The sequence below is a fragment of the Streptosporangium sp. NPDC004379 genome (genome assembly GCF_042873875.1).
Lineage (GTDB): Bacteria > Actinomycetota > Actinomycetes > Streptosporangiales > Streptosporangiaceae > Streptosporangium.
In genome coordinates this window covers 439,612-451,634 of the sequence record NZ_JBIAMC010000002.1, presented here as the reverse complement: position 1 = coordinate 451,634, position 12,023 = coordinate 439,612, and the positions used below count along the sequence as shown (strand labels likewise).

At 70.9% G+C, this 12,023-nt stretch carries 12 protein-coding genes; 6 read left to right on the top strand and 6 right to left on the bottom strand.

The features are described from left to right. The first annotated feature begins 435 nt into the window (after window positions 1-435). Together ACFYSC_RS06120 and ACFYSC_RS06115 are read left to right on the top strand one after the other, a co-directional pair. Window positions 436-993 carry a DUF4365 domain-containing protein gene (locus ACFYSC_RS06120; protein WP_389957375.1) on the top strand — a complete coding sequence of 186 codons (558 nt, stop codon included), beginning with the start codon at window positions 436-438 and terminating at the stop codon, window positions 991-993. 152 nt (window positions 994-1,145) lie between these two features. After that, the gene (locus ACFYSC_RS06115; RefSeq protein WP_389957372.1) at window positions 1,146-2,168 is read left to right on the top strand and encodes a hypothetical protein; all 1,023 of its coding nucleotides are present in this window, start codon (window positions 1,146-1,148) and stop codon (window positions 2,166-2,168) included. A 277-nt stretch (window positions 2,169-2,445) separates the two neighbouring features. Here the strand turns inward: ACFYSC_RS06115 and ACFYSC_RS06110 are convergent, their stop codons facing one another. The 3 genes from ACFYSC_RS06110 to ACFYSC_RS06100 form a co-directional block, all read right to left on the bottom strand. Then, a complete protein-coding gene (locus ACFYSC_RS06110; RefSeq protein WP_389957946.1) occupies window positions 2,446-4,392 on the bottom strand; it encodes an ABC transporter ATP-binding protein in 1,947 nt (648 codons plus the stop codon). Window positions 4,393-4,523: 131 nt separating this feature from the next. Continuing rightward, window positions 4,524-6,257: an ABC transporter ATP-binding protein gene (locus ACFYSC_RS06105; RefSeq protein ID WP_389957369.1), complete on the bottom strand. Its 1,734-nt coding sequence runs from the start codon at window positions 6,255-6,257 to the stop codon at window positions 4,524-4,526. Beyond that, on the bottom strand, window positions 6,251-6,973 hold the full coding sequence (locus tag ACFYSC_RS06100) for a TetR/AcrR family transcriptional regulator (RefSeq protein WP_389957366.1): 723 nt from the start codon (window positions 6,971-6,973) through the stop codon (window positions 6,251-6,253). Before ACFYSC_RS06100 ends, ACFYSC_RS06105 begins: the two co-directional genes overlap by 7 nt. A 184-nt stretch (window positions 6,974-7,157) precedes the next feature. Between ACFYSC_RS06100 and ACFYSC_RS06095 the strand changes: the two genes are divergently transcribed. Further along, entirely contained in the window at window positions 7,158-7,406 is a 249-nt protein-coding gene (locus ACFYSC_RS06095; protein WP_389957363.1) for a hypothetical protein, read from the top strand. Between the two features lie 4 nt (window positions 7,407-7,410). Here ACFYSC_RS06095 and ACFYSC_RS06090 read toward each other — a convergent pair whose 3' ends face one another. Further along, window positions 7,411-8,481 carry an NAD-dependent epimerase/dehydratase family protein gene (locus tag ACFYSC_RS06090; RefSeq protein ID WP_389957360.1) on the bottom strand — a complete coding sequence of 357 codons (1,071 nt, stop codon included), beginning with the start codon at window positions 8,479-8,481 and terminating at the stop codon, window positions 7,411-7,413. Next, the gene (locus ACFYSC_RS06085; protein ID WP_389957357.1) at window positions 8,469-8,720 is read right to left on the bottom strand and encodes a hypothetical protein; all 252 of its coding nucleotides are present in this window, start codon (window positions 8,718-8,720) and stop codon (window positions 8,469-8,471) included. Before ACFYSC_RS06085 ends, ACFYSC_RS06090 begins: the two co-directional genes overlap by 13 nt. Between ACFYSC_RS06085 and ACFYSC_RS06080 the strand changes: the two genes are divergently transcribed. From ACFYSC_RS06080 to ACFYSC_RS06070, 3 genes are all read left to right on the top strand, one after another. After that, window positions 8,710-9,135, top strand: a complete 426-nt coding sequence (locus tag ACFYSC_RS06080; protein ID WP_389957354.1) for an STAS domain-containing protein — start codon at window positions 8,710-8,712, stop codon at window positions 9,133-9,135. The two genes, ACFYSC_RS06085 and ACFYSC_RS06080, sit on opposite strands and share 11 nt — an antisense overlap. Then, window positions 9,132-10,070: an anti-sigma factor RsbA family regulatory protein gene (locus ACFYSC_RS06075; RefSeq protein WP_389957351.1), complete on the top strand. Its 939-nt coding sequence runs from the start codon at window positions 9,132-9,134 to the stop codon at window positions 10,068-10,070. The genes ACFYSC_RS06080 and ACFYSC_RS06075 overlap by 4 nt, the downstream gene beginning before the upstream one ends. A gap of 462 nt (window positions 10,071-10,532) precedes the next feature. Beyond that, complete coding sequence (locus tag ACFYSC_RS06070) at window positions 10,533-11,327, top strand: PP2C family protein-serine/threonine phosphatase (RefSeq protein WP_389957348.1); 795 nt, start codon at window positions 10,533-10,535, stop codon at window positions 11,325-11,327. A gap of 26 nt (window positions 11,328-11,353) precedes the next feature. Here the strand turns inward: ACFYSC_RS06070 and ACFYSC_RS06065 are convergent, their stop codons facing one another. Next, entirely contained in the window at window positions 11,354-11,965 is a 612-nt protein-coding gene (locus tag ACFYSC_RS06065; RefSeq protein WP_362945693.1) for a class I SAM-dependent methyltransferase, read from the bottom strand. Between the last annotated feature and the right edge of the window lie 58 nt (window positions 11,966-12,023).

The window sequence follows — 12,023 nt, the reverse complement described above, 5'->3', positions numbered from 1 at the left end:
ACGGCAAGCATGACCCGCTCTTCGTGATCGAACGGGGAACCTGGCGGGCCAGAGTGGTACAACGGCAGGCTCGCAGACGGGGTGGACCGTCCGGTGCCGTCACCGCCTACCGGGAGGGCGGCTGGATCGATGAGTGGTCGCCAGTCCTGTCCGGGTCCTTGTGAGTCCGGGCCCAGCGCCCGATGGAGAGGTCCTTACGGCCGACGCTTCCAAAAGCGCCGAACAGTGTTTGGAGTGCACCCTTTCATCTACAAAGCAACTTTTATCGGTTAGTGTCTCTGGTGTCACCTTTGGGGTAGATGCAGAAAAATTCTGCGCTGTTTCCATGGGTGGCCATGGGTGTCGTTATGAAAGATATATTTTTTTCCGACCAGCGCTGTGTGACCTTTTCGTACCCTCGTACAGAAGGATTTCAGGGGTGTCCAGGGAATCGGGGTGTCGGTGGTCGCCGGGCGAGGGCGGGAGCAGAACAACCTGCAGGGTGATTTCGGGGAGGCGTGGCTTGAAGTCGTCGCCGCGGGCTGCGGTTTCCTCCATGGGCGACCCGCGACCCTGGATCTCCAGAAAGCCGACGTCCAGCTTTTCCATCGCGGTGCCGAGCGGGGATCGTACAATCCGGCCGTGCTGGTGCAGGTCAAGACCACGGTCGATCTCCGCAGGCTGGACAACGGTGACTACAGTTACGACCTGGACATCGATACCTATGACGTGCTAAGACGAAATGATCATGTGATCCGGCGGATACTTGCCGTCATCGGCGTATCGAAGGACGGTGAGAACGTGCGGTTGCACACGGATGGAACGCTTCTCCTGGGGCATGGAGCATGGATCTCACTTGAGGGGTTTCCCCCCTCCGAAAACGCTAAGACTCAGGCGATCCGCCTCCCTGCTGCCCATACCCTGGACCGCGGTGGTCTGCGTCTGATGCTGAGCACCTACGGAGTCCGTAGGTCCACTCCCGTACCGAGCGTGGACGCATGGGAAGCGTCGTGACCTACGCGGGTGGTCCCCCTGAGGGCGGGAGTCCTGCCGCTCCCTCACTGTCCTCATTCGTCGGCTACCTGCGAGGCGCCGGGTGGACCCTTGCCGACGACGACGGCCGAACCACGCTGTGGCGTCCAGGATCACCCGATTCGGAGGCGGGCATGCAGGTCATCCTCCCGGTGAGCCAGGAGGTCCGCGATTACGCGGATCGCATCCACGAGGCTCTGCGGACATTGGCCTACGTGGAGCGACGTCTCCCGCAGGAGATCTCGGCGGATATGAGCTTCGGTGGCGCCGACAACGTCTCCGTACGGTTGAGTCCCAATGCTCCGCCTGGGGAGGCGCCCCTCTCCGTTGCACATTCTGCGATCTCCGCATTGCGAAATTATGTGCTCGCCTCGGCGACGGCTCTGGACGTCGATTCCCTGGTTCTGCCGTCTCGGCGTCCGCAGCGGGTCGAGTCCTATGCGGCTCAGGCCAGGATCTCCACGCAGCCGGGAAGCTTCATCCTGTCCTTGGCCCTTCCGTTGGAAGACGCCTATATGGAAGCCCCGGTGGCATCGACGGCCGGTCAGGATCCCCTGCTGAACATCCGTCCTCTGCCCTTCGGTCGCCGGGTGACGAGCAGAATGCTCGCCGCTGCGAGAAGAGCTCAGCGCCTCGCAAAAGAAGTGGGCGATGGAGAAAGGCCGCTTGCCTCATTCGGAGAGCCGGTGCAGAGCGCCCCCAACGCGACCGAACTGGAGGCGTTGAGCTCCTTGGGAGGTCCGGATCACGAGGTGTATCAGATCCGTTTCTCGCAGTCTCCGCTGGCACCGGGATCCCATGAGCCCACACGACTGAGAATCACTCCCGGCGAGCAGAGAATCCTGGGAGAGGCCGCGGAGTTCCTGCGAACGAGACAGCCGAGAGTAGGTGTCACGGTTTCCGGACTGGTGGTGCGCCTTTTCCGGGAGAGAAAGGCCGGAAAGGGCGAGGTGGTCGTACAGGGTGTCGGCGACGACACAGCCAACGCACGAAGATTCCGCGTCGAGCTGGACGAGTCCGACTACAGACTGGCGGTGCGGGCACACGAGACCGGTCTTCAGGTCACCGTGACCGGTGACCTCGACGTTCGTGGCACGCGCCGCTCACTGCGTCGCCTGACCTCCTTCTCTGTGCTGCCGGGAATCGAAGACGACTAGAAACGGCCGGCCGCATGCTTCCGGCTGTGATCGGGCCGACCGTCGTGTGGTGGCGCACTGCGGAAGGCCGCGGTGGAGAGCCGCGGCCCGGTGAAGGCGCTTCACGATCGGCAGAGCCATTTCGGGAACGGAACGGAAGACGGCCCGCCCACCGAGGCGCGAGTGCCGATGCCCCGCCGGGAGTCCCTCGTGGCAGGGCATCGGCGTCTGTGACCGGAGCGAGCAGCCGAGTCCTCCCGGAGGTCATCCCGGGAGGACTCGGTCGGTCACAGGCCGCTCAGCCGACGGCGGCCTCCTCCTCGTCCGGGATCGCCGCGCCGGTGAACTGGGCGGAGTACAGCCGGTGGTAGGCGCCCCGCGCGGCGAGCAGCTCGGCGTGCGGGCCGTGCTCGACGATGCGGCCCTCCTCCATCACCAGGATGAGGTCCGCGTCGCGGATGGTGGACAGCCGGTGGGCGATGACGAAGCTGGTCCGGTCGGCGCGCAGCGCGGCCATCGCCTGCTGCACCAGCAGCTCGGTGCGGGTGTCGACCGAGCTGGTCGCCTCGTCGAGGATCAGCAGGGACGGTTCGGAGAGGAAGGCGCGGGCGATGGTGATCAGCTGCTTCTCACCGGCGCTGATGTTGCCGCCCTCCTCGTCGATGACGGTGTCGTAGCCGTCCGGCAGGGTGCGCACGAACCGGTCGACGAATGCGGCCCGCGCGGCGGCGAGGATCCGCTCCTCGGTGGCCGAGGGGTCGCCGTAGGCGATGTTGTCCCGGATGGTGCCGCCGAACAGCCACGTGTCCTGCAGGACCATGCCGATCCGCGAACGCAGGTCCTCACGGCGCATCGCGGTGACGTCGACGCCGTCGAGGGTGATGCGCCCGCCGTCCAGCTCGTAGAAGCGCATGATGAGGTTGACCAGGGTGGTCTTGCCCGCGCCGGTCGGGCCGACGATCGCGACGGTCTGCCCGGGTTCGGCGACCAGCGACAGGTCCTCGATGAGGGGCCGGTCGGGGTCGTAGCGGAAGGACACGTGCTCGAACTCGACCCGGCCGCGCCGGTCCCCGGGCAGGGCGGGCTCGGCCGGGTCGGGGGTCTGCTCGTCGGCGTCGAGCAGCTCGAAGACCCGCTCGGCCGACGCCACCCCCGACTGCAGGAGGTTGGCCATCGAGGCGACCTGGGTCAGCGGCTGGGTGAACTGCCGGGAGTACTGGATGAACGCCTGCACGTCGCCCAGGCTCATCGAGCCGGTGGCCACCCGCACGCCGCCGACGACGGCGATCGCGACGTAGTTGAGGTTCCCGATGAACATCATCGCCGGCATGATGATCCCGGAGACGAACTGGGCGCCGAAGCTCGCCTTGAACAGCTCCTCGTTGCGCTCCCGGAAGACCTCCTCGACCTCCGGCTGCCGCCCGAAGACCTTCACCAGCTCGTGACCGGTGAACGCCTCCTCGATGTGGGCGTTCAGCGAGCCGGTATGGGCCCACTGGGCGACGAACAGCTTCTGCGAACGCTTGGCGACCTGCCCGGTGACGACCGTCGACAGCGGGATGGTCACCAGCGCGATCAGCGCGAGCAGCGGTGAGATCACGAACATCATCGCCAGCACGCCGACCACGGTCAGCAGGGACGTCAGCAGCTGGCTCAGCGTCTGCTGCAGGGTCTGCGAGACGTTGTCGATGTCGTTGGTGACGCGGCTGAGCAGCTCGCCGCGCGGCTGAGCGTCGAAGAACCGCAGGGGGAGCCGGTTCAGCTTGTCCTCGACGTCGGACCGCAGCCGGAACACGGTGCGCTGCACCACGTCGTTGAGGAGGTGGCCCTGCAGCCAGGCGAACGCCGACGCCGCGAGGTAGAGGGCCAGCGCCCAGGCCAGGACCGTGCCGAGCGCGGAGAAGTCGATGCCGCGGCCGGGGACGACGTCCATCTTCGCGAGCAGCGCGGCGAAGTCGCCGTGACCGGACGCGCGGGCCGCCTCGGCGGCCTGCTGGACGGTCGTCCCGGCGGGCAGCCGGCCGCCGATGACGCCGCTGAAGATGAGGTCGGTGGCGCGGCCGAGGATCTTCGGGCCGATGACGGAGAACACCACGCTGGCCACGGCGAGCAGGATCACCGCGATGATCCGGGGCCGCTCGGGGGCCAGGCGCCGGACCAGCCGCCGCGCGGACGGCCCGAAGTCCATCGACTTCTCGGCGGGCATCCCGCCGAACGGGCCGCGCCCGAAGGGCCCGCCGCCCATCGGGGGGCGGGGACGGGCGGCCGCGGGAGAGGCTGCCGCGGCGGGGGCCGCCGGGGCGGCGGTGGGGGCGGCTCCCAGCGGGGCCGGCGCGGCCGGGGAGGCGGGGGATGCGGGGGATGCGGACCGGTCGCTCATGCGGGGCTCTCCACGGCTCGCTGGGACTCGACGATCTCGACGTATGTCGGGCAGGAGGCCAGCAGTTCCTCGTGGGTGCCGATGCCGGCGATCACGCCGTCGTCGAGGACGACGATCTGGTCGGCGTCGGCGACGGTGGAGATGCGCTGGGCGACGATGACGACGGCCGCGTCCGCGGTGCGCGGACGCAGGGCCGCGCGCAGCCGGGCGTCGGTGGCCAGATCGAGGGCCGAGAACGAGTCGTCGAACAGGTAGATCTCCGGCTGCCGGACAAGCGCCCTGGCGATGGCGAGGCGCTGCCGCTGCCCGCCGGAGACGTTCGTGCCGCCCTGGGCGACGGGGGCGTCGAGGCCCTCGGGCATCGCCTCGACGAAGTCGCGCGCCTGGGCGACCTCCAGGGCGTCCCACAGCTCCTCGTCGGTGGCGTCGGGGTTGCCGTACCGGAGGTTGCTCGCGATGGTGCCGGTGAACAGGTACGGCTTCTGCGGCACCAGGCCGATACGCCGCCAGAGGACCTGTGGGTCGAGGTCGCGCACGTCGACGCCGTCGACCGACACCGTGCCGGAGGTGGCGTCGAAGAGCCGGGGGACCAGCGACAGCAGGGTCGTCTTGCCCGAGCCGGTGCTGCCGATGACGGCGAGGGTGCGGCCCGCCTCGACGCGGAAGGAGATGCCGGACAGCACCGGGGACGCGGCGCCCGGGTAGCGGAACCCGACGTCGCGCATCTCCAGCTCGCCATGGCCGCGCACCTGCCGTACCGGGTCGGCGGGCGGGACGACCGAGGACTCGGTGTCCAGCACCTCGGTGATGCGCTCGGCGCAGACCGAGGCCCGCGGGATCATCATCGAGATGAAGGTGGCCATCATCATCGAGGTCAGGATCTGCATCAGGTACATCAGGAACGCGGTCAGCTCGCCGACCTGCATCTCGCCGGTGTCCACCCGCGCGGCGCCGAACCACAGCACGGCGACGCTGGAGGCGTTGAGGATCAGCATCACGGTCGGGAAGATGAGCGCGGTCAGCCGCCCGACGCGCAGCGCGGTGGCGGTCAGCGCCTCGTTGGCCCCGGCGAACCGCCGGGTCTCCTCCCGCTCGCGCACGAAGGCGCGCACGACGCGGATGCCGGTGAGCTGCTCGCGCAGCACCTGGTTGACCGTGTCGATGCGGTCCTGCATGGCGCGGAACTGGGGGACCATCCGGGAGATGATCAGCCCGATCGACACCAGCAGGGCCGGGACGCACACCAGCATGAGCCACGACAGGCCGATGTCCTGGCGCAGCGCCATGACGATGCCGCCGACGCCCATGATCGGCGCGGCGACCAGCATCGTGCAGGACATCACCACGAGCATCTGGACCTGCTGCACGTCGTTGGTGCTGCGGGTGATCAACGACGGCGCGCCGAACTGGGAGACCTCCCGGGCGGAGAACGAACCCACCCGGTGGAAGACGGCCGCGCGGACGTCGCGGCCGAAGCCCATCGCCGAGCGGGAGCCGTAGTAGACCGCCGCGATGGAGCAGGCGATCTGCACGAGGGAGACGGCCAGCATCCAGCCGCCGGTGGTGAGGATGTAGCCGGTGTCGCCGGTGGCGACGCCCCGGTCGATGATGTCGGCGTTCAGGCTCGGCAGGTAGAGCGAGGCGATGGTGCCGAGGAGCTGCAGCGCCACGACGGCGGCCAGGGAGCCGGTGTAGGGGCGGAGACGGGTGCGGAGCAGCCGGATCAGCACGGGCCCTCCCCGGTGGAGGCGCCGTCCGGTGCCGCACTCGGCATGGCGCCGACGGCGTGGCGCGCGGTCTCGCCGGCGTCGCCCGCCCCCGCCGGGCGGGCGGCGCGCTCCGTGACGAGGGCGGCGTGCTCCGAGACGAGGACGCCGTGCAGGAGCAGGTGGGCGATCTCCTCGGGCGGCAGCGGGTCGCCCTCGGTGAGCAGGGGATGGCTGCACGCGACGGTCAGCAGTTGCAGCCGCCGCGCCGTCTCGTACGGCTCGTGGCGCAGCAGGACGCGGTCGGGGGAGATCAGGTCGGCGAGCGCCCGCTGGACGGTGACGCCCTCCTCGGTGCAGGCCTGGCGGTGGTGGTGGGCGGCGGCCGGGCCCGCCGCTCCCAGCGCGTCGGCCAGCCGGAAGATGCGTGCCGCACGGCGCTGCAGGATCCGGACCGCCGCGGCGAGCCGGGCCTCCAGCGGGGAGGACCGGTCGATGGCGTCGAGATCGCGCACCAGCGGGGCGGGGTCGAAGGCGCTGGCCACGGCGGCGTCGACGAGTTCGTCCTTGGTGGCGAAGACCCGGAAGATCGTGCCCTCGGCCACGCCGGCCGCCTGGGCGATCTGCCGGGTGTTCACCCCGGGGCCGTGGTCGAGGATCAGGGAGAGGGTGGACTCGATGAGGGAGGCCCGCCGTTCCCCTGGGGGGAGGGGTGCGGCGCGCTGTGAGGAGGAGATCACGCGGCCACCATAGCGAATGAGTGAGTGACTCACTCACTTGTTTTCCGAACTCCTGTCGGTGATCTCTTACGGCGAACGGTGAACGGCGGGGGTCGTGAGTCGGATGCGGCGGCTTGACCCGGACGGTCGTTAGGCGGGGGAGAAGCCCGGGTACGGCCAGGTCACCGGCGAGGGGAGGTGGCTCATGGCGCTCGTCGACCGCGAGTGCGTCCGGCAGCTGCTGGAGGCCGAGGACCCCGACACGGCCCTGGTGTTCGTCCGCGGCGAGTGCCTGGTCCTCGTGAGCGGGCAGATCGACGACGACCACCGGCCGCTGGTCGTCGCGCGCCGCCGGGACCTGCCGGAGTCGCTCTCCGGCGACACCGTCACCGGAGAGCAGCTCGACGCCCTGGCGAACTGCCTGGACAACGCCGCCCGCGACCTGGGCGAGTGAGGGGTCAGGAACGCGAACGCCACCTGGCCAGCAGCTCCGCCTCCCGCTCGGGGGTGATCTCGTTGCCCGTGGCGTACCCCGCCTCGGACTCGCGGATCTCGCGCACCGACCTGGCCAGGGGGCGGGGCGCCAGCCCGGCGGCGTTGGCGGCGGCCGGGTCGGCCGTGTTGAGCGCGCCCCGGTCACCGCCGCCCGACCACAGCGGCAGCGACCGGCCGTTCTCGCCCTCGGCCAGCAGGAAATCCTCCCCGACCCAGGTCAGCGTGGTACCGGGCGGGGCGACCTCGTCCGCGATCGCCTGGAGCATGTCGCCGAAGGTGAACGGCGGAGCCGGGCTGACCGCGTGGAAGACGCCCGTGCCGTCCAGCGGGTCCGTTCCGGCGGCCTGCCCCTCCTCCCCGGCGGCGGTCCTGGGAGCGGTCCCGGTGGCGGCTCCGGCGGCGGCCCGGGCGGCGGCGGCCCGCTCGGTCATCGAGATGATCCAGGCGGCCATGTCGCGCCCGTCGATCACCTGGATCGGGTCGGAGGGGTCGCCCGGGGCCAGGACCTCGCCGCCGCGGGCGATCCGGTTCACCCAGTAGGTGAACCGGCCGGTGTGGTCGTGGGGGCCGATGACGTACGTCGGGCGGACGATCAGCGTGGCCGGACCGAACAGCTCGATCGCTGCCCGCTCGCACAGCACCTTCAGCGGGCCGTACGACGCGGGGGTCACCTCCTCCGAGGTCAGGCCGTCGGTCTCGGCCAGCGGCGCGTCCTCGGCGTATCCGGGCGCCTTCGGCACGGCGTAGACCGCGCAGGTCGAGACGAAGACGTACTGGCCGGTGGTCAGGACCGACGCGAGGGATTCGACCTGCGACGGCGCGTACGCGGTGACGTCGATCGTGACGTCCCACCCGCGGTCCCGCAGGAGCGACAGGTCACCGTCGCGGTCGGCGACGAGGTGCTCGGCCTCGGGGAAGAGGTCCGCTCCGGTCCTGCCGCGGTGCAGAAGGGAGACCTCGTGCCCGGCCGAGATCGCGGCCTCGGTGATGTGCCGGCCGACGAACCGGGTTCCGCCGATGATCAGAATTCGCATGCGTCCCATCTTTTCGCATAGGGGAAATCATTCGCATAGCGGGCAGCGGGCTGGGTAATCATCGGTATGGCCTGCAGCTCCTCCCCGATACCGCTGAAAAGGATCATTTGTTCGCCCATGCTGGAGGGGCCGCCGGTGGCGAAGAGGGACGAAGCGGGATCGATCCATTTCGGTGACACTCCGCGTTCCAGCCCTTCGACCTCATACCGGATAGCGGGTACGTTGGAGGTGCCCATCATCAACCTCAGGGTGGTCATCATGTCGATCTGGCCGGGTGCGAGACCGCGTGGACAACCCCCATCCGGTGGAGCCGTCCTTCCTCCGCACGACGCACGTGAGCAGTCCTTCCACGGGCTGCGGATCAGCGTGCTCACCGCGCCGATCCGCCTGAAGGTGAGCGGTGAGATCGACCGGACGACCAGGGAACCCTGGGCGGACGCCCTGGGCGGCCTGACCCTCGGCGGCGACGACATGCACCTCGACCTCTCCGAGCTGACGTTCATCGACGTCCGGGGAGTCTGGCTGCTGACGGAGGCCGCCCGCAGCCTTCCTTCGGGGAAGAAGGTGTACCTGCATCACTCCCCCTACTGCCTGCGATCCGTACTCACCCTGATCGGGCCGGACCCCTCCCCGATCCAAGTGGAGACCCCATGAGCACCACCACCGCGACGACCGAGGCGGACCCGTTCGTCCACCCGGCGTTGTTCTACCGGGGCAGCGGGCAGTATCTCCAGGGGACCGTGCCGTTCGTGCTCGGGGGCCTGGAGGCGGGCGAGCCCGTCGCGGTGGCCGTGCCGGAGCGGAACCTCCGGCTGATCCGCGACGAGCTGGGCGAGTCGGCCTCCCAGGTGCGTCTCATCGACATGAACGAGGCCGGCCGCAACCCCGGGCGCATCATCCCCGCCATCCTGACCGCCTTCGCCGACCTTCACCCCGGCCGCCGCGTGCGCATCATCGGCGAGCCGATCTGGGCGGGGCGGTCCGCCGCGGAGTATCCCGCGTGCGTCCAGCACGAGGCGCTGATCAACCTCGCCTTCGTGGGCCGGGACGTGACCATCCTGTGCCCGTACGACCTCGACGGGCTCGATCCCGAGGTCATCCGCGACGCCGGGATGACCCATCCCGCCATCATGGACGCCTCCGGGCTGCGCATCAGCGAGGAGTACGCGCCCGAGTACGCCGTCCAGGCGTACAACCGGCCGCTGCCCGCTCCCGGGAACGCCGCCGAACTCGCCTTCGACGAGACCGGCCTGTCCGGGGTGCGGGCCTTCGCCGTCGAGCACGCCTCCCGCATGGGGCTCTCCGGGACGCGCCTCCAGGACCTCAGACTGATCGCCAGCGAGCTCGCCTCCAACAGCCTCGACCACGGCGGAGGATCGGGGACCCTGCGCCTCTGGTCCGAGGACGGCCGGGCGGTCGTCGAGGTCAGCGACGCCGGTCACATCGTCGACCTCCTCGCGGGCCGCAGACCCGCCGCCGCCAGGCAGCAGGGCTCCCGCGGCCTGCTCATGACCAACCTGCTCAGCGACCTCGTTCGCATCCGCACCGGCGCGGACGGCACCACCGTCCGCGCGTACTTCACCGTCTGACATCCCTGTGCGGGCCTCGCCGCCGCCCGGATCGTTCCGGGCCGACGCCTGACCGTATGGAAGGACGCCACCCTGAAATCCGTCAACGAACGCCGCCTGCTGCTCCCCGGCGGGCCGGACGTCATCGAAACGGCCCCCGGGGCCGGACCGGCCACGACGGCCGATCCGGTCTCCAGGGCCGCAACGGCCGATCCGGTTCCCAAGGCCGCAACGGCCGATCCGGTCTCCAGGGCCGCAACGGCCGTCGGGAGCGAGCCGGGCTCCAGGGCCCGGCCGGCCGTCGGGAGCGAGCCGGGCTCCAAGGCCCGGCCGGTCGCCGACGCCGCGCCGGCCCCTGAGCCCGCCGGAGCCGCCGGAGCCGCCCAGGCGGGAGGACCCGCCGCCGGGCCGTCCGGAGGCGGGGACGGCGGCGCCTGGCGGGCGAAGGAGAACCAGCTCACCGCCAGTCTCCACGAACTCATCATGCCCGCCTCCGACGAGCCCCGGGTCCTGCCCGGAATGCGGGTGGCCGCCCGCTACCAGCCCGCCGTCGCCGAGGCGTACCTGGGCGGCGACTGGTACCAGGCGATCCCCCTGGACGACGGCGAGGTGCTGCTCGCCGTGGGAGACGTGGCCGGTCACGGGCTGCCCGCGGCCTCGGCCATGGCGAAACTGCGCCACGCGATCACCGGCCTGGCCTTCGCCGGCCACGACCCGGCGGAGATCCTCGGCGTGCTGAACCGCATGCTGTGCAGGCTGCGCCCCGACGTGCTCGCGACCGCGCTCGTGGCCCGCTACCGCCCGGCCGACCGGACCCTGCGCTGGACCCACGCCGGCCACCCCCCGATGCTCCTCGCCCGGGGCACCCGGGTGGAGCGCCTGCTGCACCCGGGCGTCCTGCTCGGCGTCTCGGAGGACGCCGCCTACACCTGCGGATCCGTACGGCTGCACCCCGACGACCTGCTGGTGATGTTCACCGACGGGCTCATCGAGAAGCGCGGCGGCGACCTGTACGAGGGCCTGGACATGCTGAGCCGCGCGGTGGCCGGCGTGATCGGCCCGGCTCCGGCGGCCTCGTCACCGCTCCCGCCGGCGCTTCCGTCCGCGGTCGCCGCGCTCCTCCCGCCCGTGGTCCCGGCCCTCGGCGCGACGCCGCCCCCGGCCACGCCGCGGGTTTTCCGCGACCGGCTCACGGCCGTCATGGACGCCATGGTGCCCAGCAACGAGGCCGACGACACGTGCGTCCTGATCGCCCAGGTGACCGGCGACCCGGCGTAGCCCCGGAGAGGACGGCGGGCGTCGTGTCAGCGGAGGCTCGCGAACCACCGTCCCGCCTCCTTCCACGCCTCCACGCGGGTGAAGCCGGTGCGCCCGGCCAGGGAGCCCAGGTCGGACACGGAGACGGTGGCCCACGCGAACCACGTGCCGGTGAGCTCGCGTCCGCGCAGCCGTACCCGCTCGACCCGGCCCGCCGTACCGGGTGGCCGGACCTCGGCGATCACCTCGCCGCCCGGCCTGATCAGTTCGCGGACCCTGCGGAGCAGGGCGTCCGGGTCGCCGCCGATGCCGATGTTGCCGTCGGCCAGCAACGCGGTCGCCCAGCGGCCCGCCCCGGGCAGCGGCTCGAAGACGTTCCGGCAGATCGCCCGGCCGCCCGCCCGCCGGGTGAGGTGGACGGCGTAGGGAGTGACATCGACGCCCAGGGCCGCGATCCCGCGTCGGGCGAGCGCGACGGTGAGCCGCCCGGGCCCGGAACCGACGTCCAGGGTCGGGCCGTGGCAGCGGGACAGCATCGCCTCGTCGCCGTCGATGGGGGCGAGCCAGCGGGTGGCGTCGAGCGGCGCGGTACGGCCGTCGGCGTACTCCACCTCCACCTCGGCCCCGGCCAGTGACCGTTCGTAGAGCCCTCCGATCACCGTGACCCTCCGATCGCCGGGCCGCTCCCGTGCGGAACCGGGCCGGGGCCGCGGGTCA